16 protein-coding genes and 2 pseudogenes are annotated in these 25,026 nt (G+C 72.0%); 9 read left to right on the top strand and 9 right to left on the bottom strand.

Annotated elements, in window-relative coordinates; translation table 11 throughout:
* Positions 1 to 63 precede the first annotated feature (63 nt).
* Positions 64 to 411, top strand: a complete 348-nt coding sequence (locus ACZ6D7_RS17265) for an ArsR/SmtB family transcription factor (RefSeq protein WP_469491109.1) — start codon at positions 64 to 66, stop codon at positions 409 to 411.
* A 90-nt stretch (positions 412 to 501) separates the two neighbouring features.
* Here the strand turns inward: ACZ6D7_RS17265 and ACZ6D7_RS17270 are convergent, their stop codons facing one another.
* Entirely contained in the window at positions 502 to 1,428 is a 927-nt protein-coding gene (locus tag ACZ6D7_RS17270; protein WP_469491111.1) for a LysR family transcriptional regulator, read from the bottom strand.
* Between the two features lie 174 nt (positions 1,429 to 1,602).
* Between ACZ6D7_RS17270 and ACZ6D7_RS17275 the strand changes: the two genes are divergently transcribed.
* A complete protein-coding gene (locus tag ACZ6D7_RS17275) occupies positions 1,603 to 2,814 on the top strand; it encodes a cysteine desulfurase-like protein (RefSeq protein ID WP_469491112.1) in 1,212 nt (403 codons plus the stop codon).
* A gap of 50 nt (positions 2,815 to 2,864) precedes the next feature.
* Here ACZ6D7_RS17275 and ACZ6D7_RS17280 read toward each other — a convergent pair.
* Positions 2,865 to 4,142, bottom strand: a pseudogene (locus ACZ6D7_RS17280) (hypothetical protein).
* On the opposite strand from ACZ6D7_RS17280, the pseudogene ACZ6D7_RS17285 reads away from it, so the two are divergent.
* Positions 4,081 to 6,316 (top strand): annotated as a pseudogene (locus ACZ6D7_RS17285) (ATP-binding SpoIIE family protein phosphatase); the annotation flags it as partial. The pseudogenes ACZ6D7_RS17280 and ACZ6D7_RS17285 overlap by 62 nt on opposite strands.
* A 25-nt stretch (positions 6,317 to 6,341) precedes the next feature.
* On the opposite strand, the gene ACZ6D7_RS17290 reads toward ACZ6D7_RS17285, so the two are convergent.
* A complete protein-coding gene (locus ACZ6D7_RS17290; protein ID WP_469491114.1) occupies positions 6,342 to 7,856 on the bottom strand; it encodes a serine/threonine-protein kinase in 1,515 nt (504 codons plus the stop codon).
* A 110-nt stretch (positions 7,857 to 7,966) separates the two neighbouring features.
* On the opposite strand from ACZ6D7_RS17290, the gene ACZ6D7_RS17295 reads away from it, so the two are divergent.
* Entirely contained in the window at positions 7,967 to 8,509 is a 543-nt protein-coding gene (locus ACZ6D7_RS17295; RefSeq protein ID WP_469491115.1) for a hypothetical protein, read from the top strand.
* Between the two features lie 281 nt (positions 8,510 to 8,790).
* Here ACZ6D7_RS17295 and ACZ6D7_RS17300 read toward each other — a convergent pair whose 3' ends face one another.
* Positions 8,791 to 10,479 carry a carboxylesterase/lipase family protein gene (locus tag ACZ6D7_RS17300; RefSeq protein ID WP_469491117.1) on the bottom strand — a complete coding sequence of 563 codons (1,689 nt, stop codon included), beginning with the start codon at positions 10,477 to 10,479 and terminating at the stop codon, positions 8,791 to 8,793.
* A gap of 197 nt (positions 10,480 to 10,676) precedes the next feature.
* Here ACZ6D7_RS17300 and ACZ6D7_RS17305 point away from each other — a divergent pair, with 197 nt between their 5' ends.
* A complete protein-coding gene (locus tag ACZ6D7_RS17305) occupies positions 10,677 to 12,113 on the top strand; it encodes a PLL family lectin (RefSeq protein ID WP_469491118.1) in 1,437 nt (478 codons plus the stop codon).
* A 70-nt stretch (positions 12,114 to 12,183) separates the two neighbouring features.
* Here ACZ6D7_RS17305 and ACZ6D7_RS17310 read toward each other — a convergent pair whose 3' ends face one another.
* The 3 genes from ACZ6D7_RS17310 to ACZ6D7_RS17320 all read right to left on the bottom strand — a co-directional run bounded on the left by ACZ6D7_RS17310 (position 12,184) and on the right by ACZ6D7_RS17320 (position 18,924).
* Positions 12,184 to 15,558 (bottom strand): ATP-binding protein, encoded by a 3,375-nt coding sequence (locus tag ACZ6D7_RS17310; protein ID WP_469491119.1) that lies wholly within the window; start codon positions 15,556 to 15,558, stop codon positions 12,184 to 12,186.
* Positions 15,559 to 15,687: 129 nt separating this feature from the next.
* A complete protein-coding gene (locus ACZ6D7_RS17315; protein ID WP_469491120.1) occupies positions 15,688 to 18,237 on the bottom strand; it encodes a discoidin domain-containing protein in 2,550 nt (849 codons plus the stop codon).
* Positions 18,238 to 18,492: 255 nt separating this feature from the next.
* The gene (locus ACZ6D7_RS17320) at positions 18,493 to 18,924 is read right to left on the bottom strand and encodes a MarR family winged helix-turn-helix transcriptional regulator (protein ID WP_469491122.1); all 432 of its coding nucleotides are present in this window, start codon (positions 18,922 to 18,924) and stop codon (positions 18,493 to 18,495) included.
* A 138-nt stretch (positions 18,925 to 19,062) separates the two neighbouring features.
* Here ACZ6D7_RS17320 and ACZ6D7_RS17325 point away from each other — a divergent pair, with 138 nt between their 5' ends.
* Complete coding sequence (locus tag ACZ6D7_RS17325) at positions 19,063 to 20,469, top strand: DHA2 family efflux MFS transporter permease subunit (RefSeq protein ID WP_469491552.1); 1,407 nt, start codon at positions 19,063 to 19,065, stop codon at positions 20,467 to 20,469.
* A 60-nt stretch (positions 20,470 to 20,529) separates the two neighbouring features.
* On the opposite strand, the gene ACZ6D7_RS17330 is transcribed toward ACZ6D7_RS17325, so the two are convergent.
* Entirely contained in the window at positions 20,530 to 21,156 is a 627-nt protein-coding gene (locus ACZ6D7_RS17330) for a hypothetical protein (protein WP_469491124.1), read from the bottom strand.
* A 214-nt stretch (positions 21,157 to 21,370) separates the two neighbouring features.
* On the opposite strand from ACZ6D7_RS17330, the gene ACZ6D7_RS17335 reads away from it, so the two are divergent.
* The gene (locus ACZ6D7_RS17335; protein ID WP_469491126.1) at positions 21,371 to 21,664 is read left to right on the top strand and encodes a hypothetical protein; all 294 of its coding nucleotides are present in this window, start codon (positions 21,371 to 21,373) and stop codon (positions 21,662 to 21,664) included.
* Between the two features lie 60 nt (positions 21,665 to 21,724).
* Here ACZ6D7_RS17335 and ACZ6D7_RS17340 read toward each other — a convergent pair whose 3' ends face one another.
* Entirely contained in the window at positions 21,725 to 22,303 is a 579-nt protein-coding gene (locus ACZ6D7_RS17340; protein WP_469491128.1) for a helix-turn-helix domain-containing protein, read from the bottom strand.
* A gap of 110 nt (positions 22,304 to 22,413) precedes the next feature.
* Between ACZ6D7_RS17340 and ACZ6D7_RS17345 the strand changes: the two genes are divergently transcribed.
* Both ACZ6D7_RS17345 and ACZ6D7_RS17350 read left to right on the top strand, forming a co-directional pair.
* Positions 22,414 to 23,826, top strand: a complete 1,413-nt coding sequence (locus ACZ6D7_RS17345; protein ID WP_469491130.1) for an MFS transporter — start codon at positions 22,414 to 22,416, stop codon at positions 23,824 to 23,826.
* Between the two features lie 114 nt (positions 23,827 to 23,940).
* Positions 23,941 to 24,765, top strand: a complete 825-nt coding sequence (locus ACZ6D7_RS17350; RefSeq protein ID WP_469491132.1) for an L-histidine N(alpha)-methyltransferase — start codon at positions 23,941 to 23,943, stop codon at positions 24,763 to 24,765.
* The last annotated feature ends 261 nt before the right edge of the window (positions 24,766 to 25,026 follow it).

Raw genomic sequence — 25,026 nt, forward strand, 5'->3', positions numbered from 1 at the left:
GACTGTATGATGGCCATCGAACACTCGGCAAGCGTGAAGCGTCACCATGGAGGAGGCAGAGGGATGGCGGAACAGACCGGAAGCGGTGCCGGCCACCGCACGGCGCCGGTGCACACGCACCCCGACGAGGTGGCCCTCCTCACCGCGCTGTCCGCGCTCGCCGATCCCGTGCGCATCAAGCTGGTCAGCGAACTCGCCCGGCATCCCGACTGGACGCTGAGCTGCAGCAACTTCGACGTGCCCGTCGGCAGGGCCGCCAAGAGCCACCACTTCACCGTCCTGCGGGGCGCCGGGCTCGTCGAACAGCGCGACGAGGGACCCAAGCGGCTCAACCGCCTGCGCCGCGAGGAGTTCGACGCCCGCTTTCCGGGCCTCCTCGACCTGGTCCTCCGATCCGACGCCACCGACTGACTGACGGGCTGACTGACTGACGGGCTGACGGGCTGACGGGCTGACGGGTGGCCGGGTGGCCGGTCGTGGGGGCTGCACGCGGTGCCGACGCTACGGCCGGACCCTCTCCAGCGCGTCGGCCAGGAGCGTGACCAGCTCGTCGATGATCGGGGCGCGGGCGCCGGGTCTGCTCACGGCGAGGATCTCCCGGTACAGCGGTGCGGCCCCGGGCGGCAGGACCACCCTCTCGACGCCGGACCCGTCGAGTCCCGGGCCGAGGAGCGTGGCCGGGATCAGGCCCACGGCGAGGCCGGCCCGGATCATCGCGAGCATGCTGTGCAGATCCTCGGTCTCCAGCGTCACCCGGGGCGCGATCCCGAGTTCTCCGGCCCAGCGCTGCAACAGGCGCCGGTCGGCGTTGTGCGCGTGGCCCGAGACCCACTCCCGTTCCAGGCACTCGGCGAGCTCCACCGGGCGCCGGCGTCCCGGTTCGGCGCCGGTGACCAGGACCAGCGGTTCGCGCCCCAGGGCGGTGACGGTCCACGCCTCGGACGGGCCCGGCGGATCCTCGGGCAGGTAGCGGTAGGCAACGAGCAGATCCATGTCTCCCGACTTCACCCGCGGCAGCCCCTCGTGCGTCTCCACGTCGATGAGGCGGATCCGGGGGCCCAGCCGCCGGGCCCTGAGCGTGGACAGGGCCTCCGGCAACAGGTGGCTCATCGCGCTCGGGTAGGTCCCGACGCGCAGTTCGGCGATCTCACGGTTCGCGATGCCGTCGGCGGTGTCCTGGAACCGCGCCGTCGCGTCGAAGAGCGTCTCGGCCGCCTGTGCGAGGGCGCGGCCGGCCGCGGTGAGGATCAGACGGCTGCCGGGGCGGCGCACGATGAGTTCGATGCCCATGTCGCGTTCCAGACCGGCGATGTGCTGCGACACCGCCGAGGGCACATAGCCGAGCACCGCCGCGGCCTCGGCCATCGAGCCCTGGCGCACCACGGCCAGGAAGGTGGCCAGGAGCTTCAGGTCGGGCTGGGGCTTCATGGATCGGCCTCCATGGATCGGCCTCCATGGATCGGCCTTCATTGACCGGACTTCATGGATCATGAACTTTCTCTTCGGGATCCATCGCTTTACGTGTCGCGAGGCCGATGCCAGAGTCTAGACATCCCGCACCCGGTCACGCCCGAGAGACCCGACCGACAGAAAGCCGAGGCCATGGCCTTCGACCTCCCCGCCCTCCGGGCCCACTTCCCCTCCCTCGACAGCGGCCTCGCCTTCTTCGACGGGCCGGGCGGAACGCAGACTCCGCGCCCCGTCGCCGACGCCATCGCCACGACGCTGACCGGCCCCCTCTCCAACCGGGGAACCGTCAGCGCGTCCGAGCTGAACGCCGCGCGCGCCGTCGCGGACTTCCGCGCCGCCTACGCCGACCTGCTCCACATGCCCGCGAACGGCGTCGTCCACGGGCGCAGCGCCACCCAGCTCACCTACGACTTCTCGCGCCACCTGGCCAAGGACTGGAACGCGGGCGACGAGATCGTCGTCAGCCGGCTGGACCACGACTCCAACGTCCGCCCGTGGATCCAGGCGGCCGAGCGCGCCGGCGTGACGGTCCGCTGGATCGAGATCGACGCGGCGACGACGGAGCTGGACCTCGACTCGTACGAGCGGGCCCTCTCACCCCGGACCCGGCTCGTCGCCGTCACGGCGGCCTCCAACGTGCTCGGCACCGAGCCGCCCGTGCGCCGGATCGCCGACCGGGCCCACGACGTCGGCGCCCTGGTGTACGTGGACGGCGTCCACTACGCCGCGCACCACCTCGTGGACGTACCCGCCCTGGGAGCCGACCTGTTCGTCTGCTCGCCGTACAAGTTCCTCGGACCGCACTGCGGGGTGCTCGCCGCGGCGCCCGAACTCCTCGAAACCCTCCGCCCGGACAAGCTCCTGCCCTCGCCCGACAGCGTGCCCGAACGCTTCGAGCTCGGCACGCTGCCCTACGAGATCCTGGCGGGGGCCACCGCCGCCGTCGACTTCCTGGCCGCGATGGATCCGGGTACGGCGACCTCGCGCAGGGAACGGCTGACACGGTCCCTGGACTCCCTGCACGAGCACGAACTGACGCTGCGCGCGAGCCTGGAGGAGGGGCTGCGGAGCCTCGGCGACGCCGTCACCGTGCACTCGAAGGCCCCGGACCGCACCCCGACGCTGCTGATGACCCTGGAAGGCCGCGACGCACGCGAGGCCCAGGTCCATCTCGCCGCGCGGAACGTGCTCGCACCCGCCGGATCGTTCTACGCGTACGAGCCGTTCGCCGCGCTGAAGCTTCAGGATCCCGCCCTGCGGGTGGGCCTGGCGCCGTACAACACCGCCGGTGACGTGGACCGCTTCCTCGACGGCCTCGCCACCTTCCTCCGCGGGACCGGATGAGGGACGGGTGAGGGGCCAGATGATGAGGGACGGGTGAGGGACCGGGCGGCTCAGGGGGCGATGCCCCCCGGCACCCGGCTCCACTCCCTCTCCTGTTCCGCGGTCAGCGCAGGCCAGGCCAGGCCGCCGGGGCGCGGGTTGACACGCGAGGCGTACGACCCGGGTACGAAGGTCGGCTCGTAGTGGCAGCCGGTGCCGTACGTGGCGTCGAAGGCGGGGCAGGACGCCGCGATCGACGCCGCTGTGGGCTTCTTCCCGCCGCGGACCCAGGCGTCCAGCGCCGTGATCGAGTTGGCGTACTAGGCCGTGCTCAGTCCACTGTGCTCGTGCTCGTGCTCGTCGGCGAAGGTCTGCACGAGGTGCCTGTCCCGCCCGGCGCCGCGCAGGGCGGCCCGGTAGGCCGCCTCGTGCTCGACGAACGCTGTCGGGTCGTCGATCGCGTGGAGGGTGAGGACGGGGATCGAGACCTTGCCGGTGAGGTCGCTGTCGAAGGACAGGTCGCGTACGGCGGTGGGGTCGGCCGAGAAGCGTTCGACTCCGGCGTTGAGGGCGGCGTCGTCGTGGGATCCGGAGTGGACCACGCCCTCGTCGGAGAACGGATTCCGCCCGCCCAGGCGGTGGTGCACGATGTCCTGGAACGTGAAGGTGGCGAACCTCAGGTGCGACTCCAGGGTCCGCTCCGGGATCTTGGTGACGGCGAGGATGTCGTCGAGGTTGCGCTGCTGCAGCGCGGTGCGCTGCTCGGGCGGCGACGAGAACCCGGTGCACTCCTGGAGCCGGGCGCGCAGCCCGGCCGTCGTCATGGTCGAGTCCTCGCGCAGCCCCATCCACAGCGGGTACTGAACCTCGGACGGGCGCGGGTGGTTCTGGCAGTAGTACTGGTAGACCACGCGCAGGTCCACCCGGTAGTCGTAGCCGCGGGAACCGCCGCCGAGCACACCGTGGGTGAGCAGCGCGCCGTCGTACGGCCCGTGCTTCCCGGCGCCGTAGATCTCGAGGACCTTCGCGGCGACGTCGCCGCCCCACGCCTGCCCGTGGAGGTACGTCCGCTTCGGCTCGCGGAATTCCTCGACGAACAGCCGGCGCACGCTCTCCGTGTCGGCGGCGGCCATTCTGGTGCCGTAGCCGCCCCGGCGATAGGAGGAACCGGCCCAGGCATGACCCTGGTCCACCATGACGGACCAGCGTTCGAGGTCGCCGATGCTGCGTTCGGGATCGGATTCCGCGCCCAGGTCCGGCCCGCCGTGGGCGTGCACCACCAAAGAGCGCGCCGTCGTTCCCGTCACCGCCGCCGACGGAAAGATCATCGGGCTGGTCGCCGCGGGCATCACGGTGAAGGCCGTGGGCGTCGCCGCCGAGCGGCAGCTGCCGCTCGTACTGGCGGCCGCCGGCCTGGCGCTCGCCGCCGCCATCGGGGGCACCGCCTGGATCAGCAGGCGCCTGCGGCGTCAGACCCACGGCCTCGGCCCGGCACAGTTGACGCGCATGTACGAGCACCACGACGCGGTGCTGCACACGGTGCGGGAGGGGGTTCTCGTCATCGACGCCCAGGGCGGTCTCCTCCTGGCCAACGACGAGGCGCGGCGCCTGCTCCTGCTCAAGGCCGACGCGGAGGGCCGGCCGGTGACCGGTCTGGGGCTCGATCGGCGCACCGAGGAGCTTCTGCTGTCAACCACGGCGAGCACGGACCAGGTGATCAAGGTCGGTGACCGGCTGCTGGCCATCAGCCACCGTCCCATGGCGCAGCAGCCCGGACCGGGAGGCACCGTCGCCACACTGCGTGACACCACGGAACTCAGCGCGCTCGTGGGGCGCGTCGAGAGCGTGCAGGAACGGCTCAAACTGCTGTACGACGCCGGAATGCGGATCGGCACCACCCTCGACGTGACGCGCACGGCCGAGGAACTCACCGAGTTCGCCGTCCCGCGGTTCGCCGACTACGTCACCGTCGACCTGGCCGACGCCGTCCTGCGCGGTGAGGAACCGAACCTGCTGAGCCTGGCGGAACTGCGTCGCGTCGCCCTGAGCGGCGTTCGGGAGGACACCCCGCTGTATCCGCCCGGCACGCTGATCCATTTCGTCCCCTCCACGCCGCAGGCCTCCGGCATCGGGTCCGGGAAGCTGGTGCTGGAGGCCGACATGGCGGCCTTCTCCGGCTGGCAGGTACAGGACCCCGACCCGGCGCGCAGGCTGGTGTCCTACGGCATCCACTCCATGATCGCGGCTCCGATCCGGGCGCGCGGTGTGAGCCTCGGCGTGGTGACGTTCTGGCGTTCGAAGGAGCCCGAGCCCTTCACACCGGAAGATCTCTCGGTGGCGGAAGGAGGAACTGGTCGCCCGCGCTGCGGTGAGCATCGACAACGCCCGCCGCTTCACCCGCGAGCACACCATGGCGGTCGCGCTGCAACGCAGCCTGCTGCCGCACGCGCTTCCCGAGCAGAGCGCGGTCGAGGTGGCTCACCGCTACCTGCCGGCGGAGGCGGGGCTCGGCGGGGTCGGCGGCGACTGGTTCGACGTCATACCCCTGCCCGGCGCCCGCGTCGCCCTCGTCGTGGGCGATGTCGTGGGGCATGGCCTGCGCGCGGCCGCCACCATGGGGCAGTTGCGCACCGCCGTCCACAACTTCTCCGCGCTCGACCTGCCGCCCGACGAGCTGCTCTGGTGCCTCGACGAGCTCGTCAGCCGCATCGACCAGGACCTCGACGACAGCGGGGAGGCCCTCACCGTCACCGGCGCCACCTGCGTCTACGCGATCTACGACCCGGTCCTGCGCCGGTGCAGCATGGCCAGGGCCGGCCACCTGGAGCCGCTCCTCGTGTATCCGGACGGCCACGCCGAACTGGCCGGGGTACCCGCCGGCCCGCCGCTGGGGCTGGGCGGGCTGCCCTACGAGAGGGCGGAGATCTCCCTGCCCGAGAACAGCAGCATCGTGCTGTACACCGACGGTCTCGTGGAGGATCGGCAGCGCGACATCGACGAGGGGATCGACCTGCTGCGCCGAGTCGTCGCCCATGCCGGGCGCACGCCGGAACAGACGTGCCAGGCCGCGATGGACGCCCTGCTGCCGACGGCGCCGTCCGACGACGTGGCCCTGCTGGTCGCCCGCACCCTGCTGCTCGGCGACGACCGCACCGCCTTCTGGGACGTCCCCTCCGACCCCGCCGCCGTCGCCGACGTGCGCGCATCGGCCACTCGGCTGCTGCACGAGTGGGGCCTGGACGAGGAGGCGTTCACCCTCGAACTGATCCTCAGCGAACTGGTGACCAACGCCATCCGGTACACGACCGGCCACATCGGCGTGCGCCTGATCCGCGACCGCAGCCTCATCTGCGAAGTGTCCGACGGCAGCAGCGTGGCCCCTCATGTGCGACGAGCCGCCAGCATGGACGAGGGCGGTCACGGACTCTACCTCGTCGCCCAGTTCGCCGACCGCTGGGGCACCCGCTACACACCTGCGGGCAAGGTCATCTGGACCGAACAGCACCTTCCTGTCTCGTGGTGACAGGGCGGCGGCAGGGGTTCGGCGCCTACGTTCCCCGCGTGCACCGGCCCGTCGGGCTCGACGCCGGAGGGCGGCACTGGAGGGCGACGTCGTCCGAGCTGGTGCTGAGATAACGGCCGAGGCAGCTGGTCGCCGACGTACGGCCACGCTCGGCGCAGAAGGTCAGTGCGGCGCGGCCGTCGGTGAAGGGGCCGGGTGCGTAGATCACCCAGAAACCCGGGTGGAGCGAGGCGTACGTGTCGCTTCGCAGGACGAGCGCCTCGGGCACGGAGGAACGGATGCGTGCGAGGCGCCGGTCGCGGGCGGCGACGCCCGAGGACACGGGCTCGGAGTACAGCTGGGCGATCCAGCGACCCTTCCCGGCCGGAGGCGACGACGACTCGGCCGTACTCGGCGTGGAGGGCGCGGACTCGCCGGGTGCCGTCGGGCTGGGACTCTGCTTCGGTGCCGAGGACGGGGGCGGTGTGACGGCCGTGGCCGAGGTGCTCGATGCGGAGCCGCCCGCCCGGTCGACGGGCTTGTCGTCGTCGAACGGTCGCAGGGTGAAGGCCAGGGCGGCCGCCACGACGACGGCCAGGGCGGTGAGCGCGGCGGCGAGAGCCGGTCGGCGACGCCGGTGCGGATGCGGGTGCGGATGCCCCGGTGGCGGGGTGTCGAGCTCGGTGGGCGGCGCCGGCACGGGCGGGGCCGGTACCGGTGCCGGGGCCGGCACCGTCGGCGGGTCCCACCGCGGTGTGCTGCCGGACTCGGCCTGGGCGAGCAGCCCGTCCAGCCGCGCGGCGTCCGGGCGGGCGGCCGGGTCGCGGACGAGGAGGGACTCCAGGACCGGGGCGAGGGGACCGGAGCGCACGGCGGGCGGGACCGGGTCGTCGAGGACGGCGGCCAGGGTGGCGAGCGTGGTCTCACGGCGCAGCGGGCTCACGCCCTCTACGCACACGTACAGCACCAGCCCGAGCGACCACAGGTCGGAGGCCGGGTCCTCGCCGTGACCACGGATGCGCTCGGGGGCCATGTACTCGGGGGAGCCGACGAGTTCACCCGTGACGGTGAGCGCGGTCGCGCCCTGCAGGGCGGCGATGCCGAAGTCGGTGAGCACGGCGGTGCCGTCGGGGCGGAGCAGCACGTTCGCCGGTTTGACGTCCCGGTGCTGGATGCCGGCCGCGTGGGCGGCGCGCAGCGCGGCGAGCACCTGACGTCCGACGCCGGCCGCCTCCGCAGGGCTCAACGGGCCTTCGGACAGGCGTTCTTGCAGTGACTTTCCGGGCACCAGCTCCATCACGATCCACGGATGCGGGTCCGCCTCGATGATCTGATGGACGGTCACCACGTGCGGATCGTTGAGCCGTGCCAGGGCCCTCGCCTCGCGCAGCACGCGTTCCCGGACGGCGGGGGAGGCCTCCGCGTCGGGGCGTACGGCTTTGAGGGCGACGTCCCGGTCCAGCACGGTGTCGCGGGCCCGCCACACCGTACCCATCCCTCCGCTGCCGAGCCGCTCCATCAGCTCGAAGCGTCCGTCGATCATGTCCCCCGATGCGTTCATGCGGGTCAGATTAGGGCAGGAGACGATGTCCGAGTGACCCGCCTCGGTTCCTTGAACACCACGGGCCGCGGGACTTCCCCCGAGGGCCCGCCTGTTGCCATGATCCAGCCATGGCGACAGGCAGCTCACAGGTGTACGAGGCACGGTACGGCTGGGACCGCAGGACCGTAGGGGTCGTAGCGGTCTCCGCGGTCTTCACCGCCGTCCTGCTGCTCCCGGGAATGCCGCCGTTGGCCCGGATCCTGGGCCTGCCGCTGTTCGGCGGGGGCGGCCTGTTCATGGCGTACGTGGCGCTGAGCCGCAAGGTCGCGCTCCGCGTGGATGAGACGGGAGTGCTCCTCGGCGGGAGCCCCGCCCGGTACGGGGCGACCACCGGCCATGTGCCCTGGGCCGACATCACGGGCTTCGTCCTCTGGCACCAGGCCGCGGGCGACGCGTCCCTGCCCTATGTCGGCGTCACCCGGAGAGCGGGCGCCCCGGCCCTCCCCGGAGACGGCCCCACGGCCCGTGCCGTCGTGGAGTACCTCGTTCCGGTGCCGGCCGACGTCGCGATGTCCTCACGGGCCGTGACGGGATGGCGCCTGGACAAGAACCGCCTGGTCACCGCCGTCGCCCACTTCGCGCCCGAGATCCCCGTGCGTGACGTCCGGTGAGTGATACCGGATCCGAGCTGTCGCCCCGCGTTTACGGGTCCGCGTTCCCGTCCCCCGCGCACACCGAGCGGCGGGACTCCGACCACCAGGCAGCAGCACACGGTTCTGCTGCTGGCCCGCCACCAGGCGCCGATGCGCGGGGTGGCGCTGAGCCTGCTCGGCTGCGGCCCCGACGCGGAGGACGCCGTCCAGTAGGCGGCGTTGACGGCGCTGCGGCGCATCGGCGAACCGCCCCTTCGCCCGCCCCCTCGGCGCCCCGGGGGCTGAGACGACCCACCCCGTCAGGGCATCCGGTCCCAGAAGCCGAGGTTGTGTGCGCGGTGGTAGTCGACCGGCCCGATCCGCCGCGGCGCCAGTGACTGCGTGTACGGGCGGCCGGCGAGGGCCGGGCGGTAAGGGCGCCAGGCGGGCAGGCCCGTACCACGGGGTGCGCCGGTGTGGGCGAAGGCGGCCCAGTATCCGGTCATGGTGGCCGACAGACGACGCTGTTCCGCGGTGAACAGCGGCTCGGCCGCCTCGTCCTCGAACAGGTACGGGATGTCGCCGGCGTGGAAGGCGCCGAAGTCGAACCCGCCCGGCAGCGGCAGGAACATCGGCGCGTCCCGGTCGGCGAACTCGTAGGCGTACACCGGCACATGCCGGGCCAGCGCCTCGTGCTGGGCCTGGGTGCCGCGCGCCCACATACGGTCGGTGATCACGGTGGCCCACGCCAGCCCGGGGGACGGGTAGGCGGACGGCGGGTACTCGGCCCGTACGCGCCGCGCCAGGGACTCGCCGAACGCGGTGCGCAGCGCACGGTCGTAGTCGGCCTCGGTGAAGGGTTTGCCCACGGCGTCGTACAGCATGCCGACGAACGTGCGGTGCTCGTCGAGGGTCGCGCCCGACAGGACGGGCACATGGTGGAAGCGTCCCGAGCGCAGGGCCGTGGGCGGCAGCTCGGGCAGGGTGGGGTTGCCGTACCCGAACGCCTGGAAGGCGTTCATGATGTACGGCACCTTGAGGATCGTGCGCACGGGCAGGGCGCGCAGACAGGCGAGGGTGCGTTCCGGACGGTCGTCACGGCAGCCGAGGGACGAGGTCATCTCGGTGGTGATGTCCTCCATCTCGCGCCCGGTCCGCCAGACGTACCACGGGTAGCCCGGTACGCCGGGTCCCATGGCGCCGGCCGGCATGTCCATCGTGGCCTCACCGCTCGCCATGACCGCCCGGTGGAACAGGCCCCGGGAAGCGGGAGACGTCAGATGCGCGGCGACGGCGGAGGCGCCGAAGGACACGCCGGCCACGGTGACGTTGCCGGGGTCACCACCGAAGGCCCGCGCATTGTCCCGCACCCAGGTCAGAGCCGCCCGCTGGTCCTGGAGGCCGAAGGTTCCGGCCCCTTCCAGACCTGGCAGGGCGAGGCCGCCGAAGACACCGAGACGGTAGTTGACGGTGACCACCACCAGGCCCCGTTCGGCCAGACGGCGCCCGTCGAACAGGCCGCCACTGCCCACGGAGCCGTCCCCGTGGATCCATACGAGCACGGGGGCGGCGCGCCGCCGGTCCGACGCGGGCGGTGTCGTGACGTTCAGGACCAGGCAGTCCTCCTCCGTGCTGGAGATCTGCGCGTATTGCGACGGCACCTGCGGGCACAGCGGACCCGGCTTCGTGGCGTCCCTGACCCCTTTCCACGGCTGTACCGGCCGGGGCGGCGCCCAGCGGAGCCGTCCTTCGGGGGCGGCCGCGTAGGGGATGCCGTGGAAGATCCGATGCGCGCCCGACCGGGTGCCGCGGACCAGACCCGCGTCGGTACGCACCGTCTCGCCGGTGGAGCCGGTGGAGCCGGTCACGCCGGAGTCGGCGGAGGCGGGAGGGGCGGACAGGAGCGCGGACGGCAGCGCGGACGGCAGCGCGGACGGCAGCGCGGTGAGCGTCAGCGCGCACGCCGTCGTCACCACGGCCACTCGAAGCAAAGTTCTGCGATTCGTCACGACGGAAGCCTTCCTCGTGGCGTCGGCCCCGGCGCGTGGACGCACCGGAGGCGACCTGATCGGACGCGAGCCCGGACCCGGACGGCCCGGTCACCAAGAAGGCGCGCGATCGCATCTGGCGGCGGCGCGATCCGATCACGCGCACCACGGGGTACGACCCTCGCAGCGGGCGAGGGACCAGGCTGAAGGAGCCCGGCATGGCACCCACCGCACCCGATTTCGGCCCCGCCATCGACCCCTACGCGTCCTACGATCCACAGCGCACCTGCGACCCCGACGCCAAGCCCGGCCTGCTGGACTTTCGCGACCTGGTGCTCGCCGCCTACCCCGGTACGAGCAGCATGGGGATCAGCAGGGCGTGCGGCAGCGGAGGACAGAGCGAGCACAAGGAGGGCCGCGCCTTGGACTGGGGCGTGAGCGTCCGGAGTCAGGGGCACCAGGCCGACGAGCTGATCGACTGGCTCCTCGCCACCGACCGGCACGGCAACGCCCACGCCCTCGCCCGCCGCTTCGGAATCATGTACATGATCTGGAACCGGCGCATCTGGATGGCCAACCGTCCCGACGCCGGCTGGCAGCCCTACCGGGGCGCCAACCCGCACACCGACCATGTCCACTTCAGCTTCTCGTGGGCCGGCGCCCGCAGGGAGACGAGCTGGTGGAACGGCCCGGTGGTGCCCGATCGTCGGCAGCGGCTGGCGGCGGGGATGTCGGCGGACGGTCGTGGGGAGGTTTTCCACGCCGCGATCGACCAGATCTACCACACCTACCAGCACCAGCCGGGAGGTGCGTGGTCGGGCTGGCAGCCGTTCGGCGGGCCGTCGTCGGCGACCATCGCGCTGTCCGCGTCTCCTGACGGGCGGCTGGAGTTGTTCGCGATGAACGGCGACACCTTCCTGCACCGCTACCAGGTGAAGGTGTCGGCGGAGTGGGCCGACTGGTACGGCTTCGGCGGCGGCGGGGACCACCTCGCGGTCGCCACCAACGATGACGGCCGGCTGGAGGTCTTCGCCTCCAACGGCTCGGGCGTGCACCACCGTTGGCACAACACGCCCGGCGGGACCTGGCACGACTGGCGGCCCCTGGGCGGTCCCGCGAACGCCCGGCTCGCGGCAGCACCGGCATCGGACGGACGCATCGAAGTCTTCGCCCTCAACGACGACATCTTCCGCCACACCTGTCAGACCGATCTGGCCGGAACCTGGCGGCAGTGGGTCGACTTCGGCATCGGCGGGGAGCATCTCGCCGTGGCCAGGAATCACGACGGCCGGCTGGAGGTGTTCGCCTCGAACTCCTCGGGTGTGCACCATCGTTGGCAGAACGTCCCCGCCGGGGACTGGCACGAGTGGCAGCCGCTGGGTGGCCCGGCGGGCTCCCGTCTGGCGACGGTCGAGTCGCACGACGGGAGGGTCGAGGTCTTCGCCCTGAACGACGAGGTTCTCCAGCACAACTACCAGGTCGACCTGACCGGTGCGTGGCGCGACTGGCAGGGCTTCGGCGGTGGGGGCTACTTCGTCCGTGCCCTGCGCAACCGCGACGGTCGGCTGGAGATCTTCGCCAACAACCCGGGCGGGGTCCACCACCGCTGGCAGAACGAGCCCGGCAGCACCTGGCACGACTGGCAGCCCCTGTGACACAGCCACCATCACTGACACCCTCACGGACACAGCCACCGTCACCGTCACCGTCGCTGACGCGGCCCGGTCACAGGTGCCAAGGGATCTCCTGACCGGGGGAGTAGCGGCACATCGTTCCGGTGGAGACGGCGCTTCGCAGGTGGGCGGCGAGAGCGGGGTGCTGTTCGTCCAGTCTGCGCAGGGTGTCACGGATGCGGGCGGTCACGTTCTTGCGGGCGCGTTCACGGGGGTCGCCCAGACGACGGGGGCGGCCTCCGAGGCCGGCGTGGCGGCGCAGTTCCTCCAGGAGGGCGGCGCGCTCCCGGTCGTAGGCGGCCGCCCGCCGGTCGTCTCCCTGCTCGACCGCCCGGTCGATCTCCGCTTCCAGCCGCTCCAGGTGGCGGCGGTAGCGTCGGCGGGCCTCGTCGTCCAGGATCTCGTCGGCCCCCATGCCCTGCGCGGCGGCGACGGTGTCGTCGTCCGGGTTCAACAGGCGGACGGCCGCGATGTCCCGGCCGGGCAGGCCCAGCAGGCTGTGCAGGTCCCGCAGGCCCTTCGCGTCGGGCATGTGCACGGTGCGGCCCTCGTAGGTCAGCCGCCAGACCTCGCCGTTGCGGCGGAACTCGTAGGCGGGGGCCGCGCCCTCGTGGGCGGGCCGCGAGCCCGGAGGCCGGGTGCTGCTCAGGTGCTCGACGCGGGTGAGCAGATGCGTCATACCGAGCTGGTGGGCCTGCGACGCCGCCTCCTCCAGCAGAGCCGCGACGTACCGCTCGTCGTGGTCTCCCCGTGCCGCGAGCGCGGAAGCCAGTTCCAGGCCGGCCCGCAGCGACCAGGGCAGCGCGTGCAGCCGGTCGGCCGACCGACGCGCCGCGGTGAGGTGGTGGACCGCGGAGTCCCACCGCTGCCGCGCCGCGTCGAGGATGCCCAGCCAGAGGGTCGCCGGGCCGCTGACGTCCCATCCGAAGAGGGAGACCAGCCACTGGCCCGCGTACGGGGCCAGAGCGGCGCGGGCGTTCTCGCACCACGCGGGATCGCCCGACGCGGCGGCCGCCGTCGCCTGGTAGCGCAGCCACAGAGGGGTGACGCTGCGGTGGAGCACCGTGTCACCGCCGGCTCCCGCGCCCGGCCGGGGGACGGGCGCACCCGGGTGCTCACCGGCCTCCAGCTCGGTGAGGGCTTCCACCAGTTCGACGTACGGGTGCTGCTGGCTCCGTAGGGTGTCCAGCAGCTGCCTCGCCTCGGCGAACCTGCCCCGCGTCACGAGGAGTGTCCAGCGGTGGTGGGAGACGAAGTACCGGTAGTAGTTGCCGCCCTGGGTGCCCTGGGTGCCCTGGGTGCCCTGGGCGCTCAGGGAGTCCGAGGTGTCGAGCAGCTCCGCCGCCTCGGCGAACCTGCCCGTGACGGCGTGGACGACGCTGCGGTCGATGACGGAGTTCAGGCGCAGCCGGAGTGAGCCGTCGGCGGCGGCCACCGCCACCATGGCGTGGAAGTCCTCCAGGAACCGCGGATCGTCCGATTCGAGCGCCGCGACCCATCGCATGGACATCGCCACGTGCTCCGTCCAGCGGTCGCCGCGGCGCCGGGACACCGCGACGAGCTCCTCCGCCAGGGCCCGTCGGTCCCCCGCGGCCTGGGGTCCCCACTGCGCCTGGAGCCGCGCCCACAGCCCGATGTGCAGGGTGTCGTCGTCGCCCGCGGCACGGGCGCCGGACACCACCGCCGCCGCGACACGCCGGGCGAGGTGGGACTGGGACAGCGGTGGTTCGCCGTCGTCCGGGGACGGCGCCGCACCGTGGGGGCTTCGACCACGGGCTCCCGTGTCCCGTGCGGCCGCAGCCGCCCCGGAGGCGGCGACAAGCTGCTCGTACGCCCAGCGCAGGGCACGCGGCTTCAGCAGCGCCAGGTCCCCGCGCCCGTCGGCGCCGTACAGGGACAGCGCGGTCCGCCCCAACAGCAGCGGCTCGCCCAGCTCCCTCGCCAGATCGGCGGCCTCGGCGAACCTGCCCCAGGAGCGCTCGTGCTCACCGCACAGCTGGAGCGCCAGCCCGAGGTCGAGCCCGAGCAGCACGCGCCGCGCAGGGGCCGCGTCACCGAGGCGGTCCAGGGCGCGACCGTAGTGTCCGGCCGCCTCCTCGTGCGCCATGCGGTGTTCCGCGTGGCGCGCCGCGGACACCAGCAGGTCCACCGCCTCGTCGCGCTCCAGCTCCTCGAAGGCGAAATGGGCGTGGCGGGCCAGCTCCACCGGAAGCGTCACCTCCGGGAGCGCCGCCGTGTCGCGCAGCGCCCGTGCGGCGGCCGCGTGCAGTCGGCGGGCGCGCTGCGCGTCCAGGCCGCCGTACAGCGTCTCGCGCACCAGGTCGTGCTTGAAGAACGCCCGTCCCGACGGTTCCTGCTCCACCAGTTGGGCGTCCGCGGCCTGAGCCAGCCAACGGCGGACCTGACCCGGCGAGGCGCCGGTGACACTCGCCAGCGTGTCGGTGTGGAACCGCCGCCCCAGCACCGACGCGGCGGCGAGACAGGCCGCCACCGGATCGTCCAGCAGGCCCAGCCGCTGCTGGAGGGAGGCGTGCAGGCCCGGCGACATCCCGGTCACCTCGTGACCGCCCGCCCACAGACGGGCCGTCTCCTGGACGAAGAAGGGATTGCCACCCGTCCGGCGCAGGACCTCGGCGACGAGCGTGCCGTCCGGCGCCCTGCCCACCGTACGCTGCATCAACTCGGCGATGTCAGCAGCCCCCAGGCCCGTCAGCGCGAGTGTCGTGGCCCGGGTCATGAGCGACCGCAACCGGTCGCGCAAGGGGTGGTCCGGCCGCTCGAGCTCCAGATCCCGGCACGTCGCCACGATCAGCGCCCGCTCCAGGGACATGTGCTGGGCCGCGAACTCCAGCAGGGCGACCGACGCCAGGTCGGCCCAGTGCAGGTCCTCCAGGACGACCAGCACCGGCTGGTGCTGCGCGGCGGTGACCAGCAGGGTCGTCACCGCGTCGAACAGCTGGAACCGGTCGGCCTCCTCCGCCTCGGCCCCACCGCCCAGCAGCACCCGCCACGCGGCTCCGGCCGCGTCCGACGCGGCCTGCCACGTCTGCGCCCGCGCGGACCGGCGCAGGCCGCGCACGATCTGCGTCCACGGCCAGTACCCGGGAGTGCCGTCGGCGTCCCAGCACGATCCGCGCAGGACGGCCATGCCCTCGCTCCGCGCCTCGCGGACCACGCACCCGGTGAGGGAAGTCTTGCCGATGCCGGCCTCGCCGGTGATCAGCAGCAGACCACCGTGGCCGGTGCCCGCCCGCTCGACATGGAGGCGTACGGCGCGCAGGTGGTCGTCGCGCCCCAGCAACGCCGGCCGGGCGCCGCCCCCGGACGCGGGCGCGGTCGCCTCCGGCACTGGTCCCGGCCTGCGTTCCCCGCGCACCTCGTGCCCACCCACTCCCGCAGCGTCCGCGTCCGGCCACAGCCGGGCCACCGACCGGCAGCGTAGGGCCTGTTCGAAAAGTGGATCAACTTCACGAAATTGTGACAGGACAGTGCCGCGGGCCGGGAATGACCGCCCGCAGCACGTCCCTGTCGGAGGAGGCGGATCACCCGCCCCGGGTCACGGGAACTGTGTGATCTTGGACGGGACGGTGTCGGTGCCGGAGGTCGGCGCCCCGGTGTCGTTGATGACGTGGGCGTACTGCCCCTTGCCGCCCAGGGAGATCACCTGGAGGCTGTGCATCCTGATGCCTGTCTTGACGGGTACCTGGAAGCCGTGGTGCTGCACGATGGTGGGGTCGGACGTGTAGTTGCAGTAGCTGCCCAGACCCCACGCCTCGTGCACGTTCACCGTGTCGGCGACCTTGTAGGAGGCGTAGCCGACGATGCCGTCGTGCGTGATGGCGGCGGCGTTGGGGGCGTCGTAGGCCTTCTCGTTCTGGAAGAAGATCGTGCGGCCCCGTTCGCCGTTCCACAGGACGTCGTACTTGTTGAAGTGCTCGACGAACAGGCCGGTGGCGAGGACGTCGTCGCCGTTCACCCGCAGCCCGTAGTCGGCCCGGTTGGTCTCCCAGCCGACGCCCTCGCCGTGGTCGGCGCGCCAGATCCAGGTGTGGTCGATGACGACGTCGTCGCTGTTGACCACGACGGAGTTCGTCGCCAGGCCGGGGCCCGCGCCGCCGATGCGGATGAACACGTCCTGCATGGTGGTCGGGTTGGCGGAGTGGTCCGCGCCCGCGCCGGCGGGGCCGATCTGGAGCAGCGTGTCGGAGTTCGAGGAACCGGCGTCGATGAGGAATCCGGCGAGCCGCACGCCGTCCACGTCCGCCACGTGCAGGGCGTCGATGCCCCCGTCGGGGATGAGCGTGGCCAGGCCCAGTCCGAGCACCACCGTGTCGGCGCGGGTGACGTTGATCGTCTGGTCGAGGTGGTAGACGCCGGGTGTGAAGAGCAGGTTGAGGCCCTGGGCGAGCGCGGTGTTGATGGTGGCGGCCGTCGCACCGGGCTTGACGACGTAGAACTGGCTCAGCGGGAGCGAGGTCCCGCCGGCGTTTGCGGGCCAGGACACGCCGCGGGCACCGGTGCGCTTGGCGGGGACGAAGACCTTGTAGTCGTTGCCGTCGAGGTAGAGGAACGGCTTCTCGCGGGAGATCGGCGTGGTGTCCAGCGTGGTGTACGGGCCGGTGTCGAAGTTGGTCGCCGGGGCGCCCTGGACACCCGTGAACGTCATGTTCCACACACCGTTGGTCCAGCCCCCGACCGAGCTGTCACGGGTGTACCACTGCTGCTGCGAGTACGGGCCGACCGTACCGTCGATCTTCGAGTCGGCGATATAGCCGCCGGAGGCCCATCCGTAGCCGTTGGGCGCGAGGTTGAGGCCGCCCTTGACGTGGATACGGCGGAACGGCGCGGCCTGCGCGACGGCCCAGCGGTCGGTGCCGTTGGACGGCGTGATCGCGAGGTTCTCCGCCGAGCGCCAGAAGTTCTGTGTCGCGTTGCCGTTGAACCAGCCCGCGTCCACGGTGATGTCGCCGTTGATCTGGGTGTCGTCGGGGTTCAGCCCGAGTCCCGAGATCGAGGTGTAGAAGCCGAGTTGGGCGTTGATGCCGTTGTAGGTGCCCGGCTTGAGGAGGAACTGGTAGCGCCCGCTCCCGAACTGCGCGGACTCCTGCTGGGTGAAGACCTGGTCGAACTTCTGCTGGAGGTCGGGCGTGGAGGGGTCCACGACGATCACGTTCGGGCCCAGGTCCCCGCCGCCCTCGACCGGGGGCGTGCCACCGGACCCGGTGTGGACGGCGACCTCCCACAGGGAGTAGCCGTAGCCGGTCGCGCGAGCGGTCCCCAGGACGCGGACGTAGCGACCCGAGCCGCTGACGTCGTAGGAGGCCCGTCCTCCGGTGGCGCCGGTGACGGTCTTCAGCGTGTTCCAGTTCTGGCCGTCGGCGGAGGCCTGGATCTGAAAGTCCCTGGCGTACGCCGCTTCCCAGTTCAGATCGACCTTGCACAGATCCTGGACCGAGCCGAGGTCGACCCGCAGCCACTGGGGATCGGACGCCTGGCTGGACCAGCGGGTGGAGTCATTGCCGTCGAAGGCGGCGGACGCGGGGGTGCCGGCGTTCTCCGTCGAGGAGGCGGAAGCGGCCTTGCCCTGCGCGGAGTCGGCGGTGCCGCAGGTGCCGGGCTGGGGTCCGCCGGCGGTCCCGAACACCTCGAACTCCCAGAGCGAGTAGCCCCATGGGGTGGCCCGGTGGACTCCCTGCATGCGGACGTAGCGGCCCTGGCCGGAGACGGTGAGCGTGTCGGTGCCGCCGTCCCCGCCGGTGACCGTCCGCAGATCGGTCCAGGAGCCGCCGTCCGGCGAGACCTGGATCTTGTAGTCCGTGGCGTAGGCCGTTTCCCAGTCGAGGACGACCTGGTTGATCGAGGCGGTGGCCCCGAGGTCGACCTGGAACCACTGGTCGTCGGTCGCGGCCGAGGACCAGCGGGTCCCCGTGTCGCCGTCGACCGCGGCGGCCGCGGGCGTGCCGGCGTTCTCGGTCGAGGACGACGCGGCCGGTCTGCCCTGCGACAGGTTGGCGTCGGCCGCCGCGGCCGACGGTGGACCGAGGACGGGGAGAGTGATCAGCGCTGCCGTACTGGCGAGCGCGACACCCAAGGATCTGAGTCTCATGCCATGTTCCCCTGCGGATGCGATGAAGGATGGACGCGAACGGGAGCCGTGCCGTGACAGTCGTGCGGGTGCGGGAGGTGGAGCGAGCGACGAAGCGGGCACACTACTTAGTTCACGACTTGATTTAAATGATGACTTCAGGGGTACGGCAAGCCCTCGGACACGGGAATTCCTGCAAGTTGTGCACGCTGAGGGGGTGTTGACACGGCGACGGTGTTCAGTGGATGACGCCGGGGCGGGTTGCGCCGGCCGCCGTCAGGACGTGGCTTCGCGGATCCGGGTGAGCAGGGCCCGGAGTTGGGCGCGGTCCTCCGCGCCGAGCCCGGCCGTCGCCTCGGCGAGCGCCAGGCGGTCCACCTCTTCCGCCTCGCGGTGGCACTTCAGGCCTTCGTCGGTCAGGCGCAGCAGGAACGCGCGGCGGTCGTGCGGGTGGGGCAGGCGCTCGACCAGGCCGTCGCGTTCCAGGCTGTCGACGATGCTGGTCGCGGTCCGTGCCGCGATGCCCGTCAGCTCGCTCAGGTCCCGCATCCGCAAGGGCCGCTCCGCCCGCGCGAGCATCCGCATGGCGCGCAGGCGGGCGACGGACGCGCCGCCGAGCCGGAGTCGGGCCTCCACGAACTGGCGCAGCTGCTGGGTCGTCTCGTACAGCTCGTCGACCAGGACGTCGCTGCTGCCTTGCACTGCCATTGCTGCTCCCCATGTTTCCGGAAAACCCAATTCTATGAGCATCCACATAGTGAGTATGCTCAGCATGTGTCGTTCACACGTCGTCCCCGCCTGCCCGCCCGTCCCTTCCCGCTCAGCCAGCGGCTGGTCGTCCCCGTCATGTGCGTCAGCGTGACGTTCATCGCGATCGTCGACGGGGCGATCACCACCGTGGCGCTGCCCTCCATCGCCCGCCAGTTCCAGCTGACCACGGCCGCCCTCGACGGAGTCGTCGTGGTCTACCCGGTCTGCCTGGCCATGGCCATTCCGGCCTCCGCCTGGCTGGTCGAACGGTTCGGCGGCAAACGCGTCCTGCTCACCGCGCTCGCCGCCTTCCTGGGCTCGTCACTGCTCTGCGGCGCGGCCGCCGACCTGGCCCAGCTCGTCGCCTTCCGCGCGGTTCAGGGGCTGTCCGCCGGTGTGCTGTTCCCGGCCTCGGCGGCCCTGCTCTTCGCCACCTTCAACTCCTCCAACCAGGTGCGGATCTCCCGTTACATGATCATCCCGCAGCAGATGGCCCCGGCGGCGGCTCCCGTCCTCGGCGGGCTGCTCGTGGACCATCTGTCCTGGCGCTGGGTCTTCTACGTCAACCTGCCCGTCGGTATCCCGGTCGTGCTGTTCGGCGTCCTGTTCCTGGCGGAGCACCGCGGCCGGCTGCCCGGCCGGTTCGACCTGACCGGCCTGCTGCTGAGCGCGGCGGGACTGGGCGCCGCGATGTTCGGCATCTGCGAAGGCCCCAACCGCGGCTGGTCGTCCGTCGCCGTGGTCACCGCCCTGATCCTCGGCGCGGTTCTCCTCGCCGCCGCCGTCACCTTCGAACTGCGCACCGCCGAACCGCTGTTGAAACTCCGTCTCTTCGCGGACCGGCTCTTCCGCGACACCAACCTGATCAACCTCGTCGGCCTGATCCCGATCCTCGGCGCCATGTACCTCGGTCCGCTCTTCCTTCAGCAGGCCCAGGGCCGCACCGCCCTGGAGTCCGGCACCAGCACCTTCCCCGAGGCCTTCGGTGTCCTGCTGACCGTGCAGATAGCCGGCGTCCTCTACGCCCGCGTGGGTCCCCGGATCATCGTCGGGTGCGGCCTGGCCGGCGTCAGCGTGGTCCTCCTGCTGTTCGCCACCTGCGACGAGGACACCGGCCTGTGGACCTTCCGTGCCTACATGTTCCTGCTCGGCGTCGCGATGGGCGGGGTCTTCATGCCGACGACGGTGGCCTCGCTCGCGAACATCGCCCGCGAGGACCTGGCCCAGGCCTCCACGCTCAACACCGTGGTACGCCAGACCGGCGGCGCGCTCGCGCCGGCGGCCGTGACCACGGTGCTGGTCCTGAGCACGCCCGCGGCGGCCGCCGCGCATCCGCCGATCAGCGCCTACCAGCACGCCTATCTCGCCCTGGCCGTGATCGCCGCGGTGACCTCGGTCTTCGCCTTCACCCTCCCGGACGCCCCGGCCCGCGCCGCGGCAGGAGGCACCACGGCCTCGACGCGGCCCGCCGCACGGCGGTTCCGGCGCGAGAAGGTCCGCTGACGCGGCATACGTCAATCCGAGGGGAGGGCCGGGCAGGGATCTGTCGCAGCGACGCACGGATCAGTCGACGATGTCCGCGTCGATGACGTCGTCATCGGGGCCGTCTATCGCGGCGGGGGAGGGCGGGGCCTGGAGCTGGGCGAGTCGGTCCGCCACGAGGAAACGGAGGAGGTCCAGGGCCCGGTCCTGCCGCTCCTCGGCCGCGCCGTCCTTGAGGGCTTCGAGCAGGAGCAGGGCGAACACCTGGTCGCTGTCCCGCACGCCGTCGCTCATGTACTGCTTGATCAGCGAGGGCAGATCGAGAGGCGTGTTCTGCACACTGATGGTCGGAAGCGCGAGGAGCGCGTCGTCCGGGACGCTCGCCAGCGCGGCCCGCTGCCACAGGGCATCGAAGCGCAAGAGCTGATCCTCGGGCGTGGTGGTGCGTGCTCTCGTGCCCAGGATCTCGACCAGCGCGTCGACGGTGTCACGCCGGGGCAGGGCGGCTCCGGTCAACGCGGCGTGCAGGGTGCTGCGGGAGATCTTCTTCCTGGCCTCGGCGCTGAGAGCGGCGTACATCTCGCTCAAGGAAGGGCGGCCGGCCCACAGATGAAGCGTGTGCAGGGCCTCGTTGAGGTCGTGTAACGGCCCGTCCTCCAGTTGCGGCCTCTTGAAGACCCCCGGCTTCCCCACGAGCACTCCCCGCATGTCCAGTACCGTCCAGAACCGTCCAGCAGCATGCCATCGCGTCCGAGTGCGGGCGTGCCGCATCCGAAATCGTGCTGAACCGATCGCCGGCCGTCCGAACCGGCGGTGGCCCAGGGCACCTTGGTGTGCACACCCGCCACAGCGGTGGTGGGCACGGAAACGGTACCCACCCGTCGGCGGTGGGGAGCGCAGGCCCGTCAGGCCAGGAGGACCCATGACTGTGCACATCGACCCCCTGGGGGTCGCGATCCTTGCTCTGGGCGCGCTCGTGGGCTGTCTCGTCTACCGGCACACCCGGACCGGCACCGGCTCCGTGAGCAGAGGGGACATGGTCGGCGCCGTGGGTGCCGGCACCGCCGTCATGACCGTCCTGGTCCTGCTCGTCGGCGGAGGGGCGCCGTCGGGCACGACGTCCGACAGCCCCGTCGCCCCGTCGACCACGACTGCCGAGGCACCAGAGGCACCCGAGGCGCCCGGGCAAGAGTCATCGGCTCCGCCCGCACGGTGACGCGGAGACCGTGGTCGTCGACGATGAGTGCGGTGGTCATGAGGTAGGGGCGAGGATCCTTCAGTCGTTCGCCGACGGGCCGGTGCGGACCTGGGCCTGGTCGCCGTGGGGGCCGAACAGGTGCAGGATCTCCACCGCTTCGGGGCCGGAGGGGCCGAACCAGTGCGGTTCGCTCGTGTCGAACTCGGCGACCTCGCCGGGCCGCAGGACGAGTTCGCGCCCCCCGAGGATGAGGCGCAACTCGCCGGCGAGCACGTAGAGCCATTCGTACCCGGAGTGGGTCACCAGGCGCGGTTCGCGGTGGGAGAGCACCTGCTTGAAGACCTGGACCCGGCCCGGATACTGCGTCAGCGGTACGAGGACGCTCCCGTGTTCCCGCCGCCTCGGGGTCAGATGGACCCGGGGATCACCCGTGGCCGGAGCGGCCACCAGCTGGTCCAGGGCGACGCGGTGCGCGCGGGCGAGCGGGATGAGCAGATCGAGTGTCGGGCGCCGTAGCCCCGACTCCAGACGTGAGAGCGTGCTCACGGAGATCCCGGTGTCCTCCGCGACGGCTTCGAGGGTGAGGCCTCGGTCGTGCCGCAGCGCGCGCAGCCGTGGCCCGATGCTGTCGAGGAGTTCCGCGAGTTCGGCGTCCATACGGCCATTTTGCCCGGTCGTTTTGCGGTCTCCGCAAAGACGCTGGGTCAGGGCCCTGCCCCGGCCCGAGTCTGGGCGGTGTCCGATCCCGTACCGAAGGGGCACCCACCGTGACCACCGCGACCTCCCCGGCCGCTGCACCCTCCCCGGCCGCTCCACCCTCCCCGCTGAGCGTGCGCCGGCGCTGGACGGTACTGGCCGTCTGCGCGCTCAGCATGTTCCTGGTGGGCGTGGACACCACCATCGTCAATGTCGGCCTGCCCGCCATCGGGCAGGGGCTCGGCGTGGGCACCCGCGGCCTGGAATGGGCCGTCGACGCCTACACCCTGGCCCTGGCCGGCCTGCTCATCGTCTCCGGCGCCCTCGCGGACCGTTTCGGACGCCGCCGGATCTTCCGGTGCGGACTGATCGTCTTCGGCCTGGCCTCCCTCGCCTGCGCCCTCGCCCCCTCGCTCGGTGTGCTCGTCGCCGCCCGGGCCGTCCAGGGGGTCGGGGCCTCGATGCTGAGCCCCGTGGCGCTGGCGATCGTGGTGAACGCGATGTCCGACCCCCGGGAACGGGCCCGGGCGATCGGCCTGTGGGCGTCGGTCTTCGGGCTCAGCATGGCGGCGGGCCCGGTCACCGGTGGGGCACTCATCGCCGCGTTCGGCTGGCGCTCGGTGTTCTGGATCAACGCGCCGGTCGTCTGCGCCGCCCTCGTCCTGGTCGCCCTGGTGGTGCCGGAGTCCCGCGGAGAGCGCGCCCGGCGCCTCGACCTGCCCGGCCAGATCCTCCTCAGCGCGGTCCTGTGCCTGGTCGTCGGCCTGCTCATCGAAGGCCCCCGCATCGGCTGGGCCTCACCCGTCGCCCTCGCGGGCTACGCCCTGGCCGCGGCGTCGACGGCCGGATTCGTCCGGGTGGAGCTGCGCCGCGGCGAACCCTTGATCGACCTCCGCCTCTTCCACCGACCGCCGTTCGCCACGGCCGTGCTCGGCGCCATGGCGGTGTTCGTCGCCCTCAACGTGACCCTGTTCCTCAACACCCTCTACTTCCAGCACACCCGTGGCTGGACACCGCTCGCGACCGGCGCCGTGACCCTGCCCATGGCACTCGGTGCCACTCTGTGCGCTCCTTGGTCAGGGGCCTTGGTGGGACGCCTCGGGCCACGGCGTCCGCTGATTCTCGCGGGCGGGTTCACCACGGCCGGCGGCCTGTGCCTGACGGCCCTCGGCACGGACACGCACATGACGCTGATCCTGTTCGCCCACCTGCTCATCGGCGTCGGGTTCGGCTTTGCCAACGCCCCCCTCACCCATACCGCCGTCAGCGGTCTGCCGCCGTCCCGGGCGGGCGTGGCAGGGGCGATCACCTCCACCGCACGCCAGGTCGGCGCGGCGGTCGGGATCGCCGTCGCCGGGGGCCTGGTCGCGGGTTCGGCGCCTGCCGCACTCGCCACCGCGTCCCGGCCCGGCTGGCTCCTCGTGGCGGCCTGCGGACTCGTCCTCCTCGGCGCGGCACGAGCCTCACAGCGCGGCAGAGGCTGAGCGGTACGCCAGAACGACGAAGCGGCGCGCGCCGGAGCCCTCGCCGAGTGGACCTGTACGTCGCCTCTCGATTGGCCCTGTCCACCGGGCCGTTGCACCGACAAGACTCACCCCATGACCACATCCCTCTCCTACGTCCACGGCTACTCCGAACACGAGGCACGCCGCCTCGGCGACCAGGCCGACACTCTCGCCGCCCTGCTCCACTCCGGAACGTCCTATCCCGCGGGAAGCAGGGTCCTGGAGGTCGGCTGCGGTGTCGGAGCGCAGACCGTGCATCTGGTGGCGGGAAGCCCGGACGCCGAATTCGTCGCGGTGGACATCTCCGCGGCGTCGCTCGCCGAGGCCAGGACCCGGGTGCTGGCGCAGGCCCCGACCGCCCGGGTGAGCTGGCTCCGGGCGGACCTGTTCGAACTCCCCTTCCCCGAGGCGTCGTTCGACCACCTCTTCGTCTGCTTCGTCCTGGAGCACCTGACGGCCCCGCAGCAGGCGCTGAAGGCCCTGCGCCGCCTCCTGCGCCCCGGCGGCACCCTCACCGTGATCGAGGGCGATCACGGGTCGGCGTTCTTCCACCCCGACAGCGCCCACGCCCGCGCGGCGATCGACTGCCAGGTCCGGCTCCAGTCCGCCGCGGGCGGCAACGCGCTGATCGGCCGCCAGCTTCACCCGCTGCTGACGTCCGCCGGATACGAGCGGGTGACGGTCCGTCCGCGCACGGTGTACGCCGACAGCTCCCGGCCCGCGCTGGTCGGCGGCTTCACCAGGAACACCTTCATCGACATGATCGCGTCCGTACGTGACCAGGCACTGGAGGCCGGTCTGATGACCGCCGGGGACTGGGACCGGGGGATCACCGACCTGCACCGCACGACGGACGAGAACGGCACCTTCCACTACACCTTCTTCAAAGGCGAGGCGGTGAAGGCGGGGGCCGCCTGAGGCGAGGCGCCGAGCCGTCTGCTCCGGAGCGGGGCGGTGCCCGCGTGTTGGGTGGGGGAAACGAGGGACTGCCGATTGCGGCCGGGCGGAAGACGCGGCGCGAGCCGCGGCCCACCGGAATGCGGCGGCGGGGACATAGACGTACACGCAGCATGGTCCGGCGGCCGGGTGGGAACCCCGCCGCCGGACCATGCCGACCGCACCGGGCCGGGCCTGGTGAGAGCCTGGTGAGAGCTACTTCCGCGCGCCGCCCGATGTCGG

This window comes from Streptomyces sp. NPDC041784, assembly GCF_055591025.1.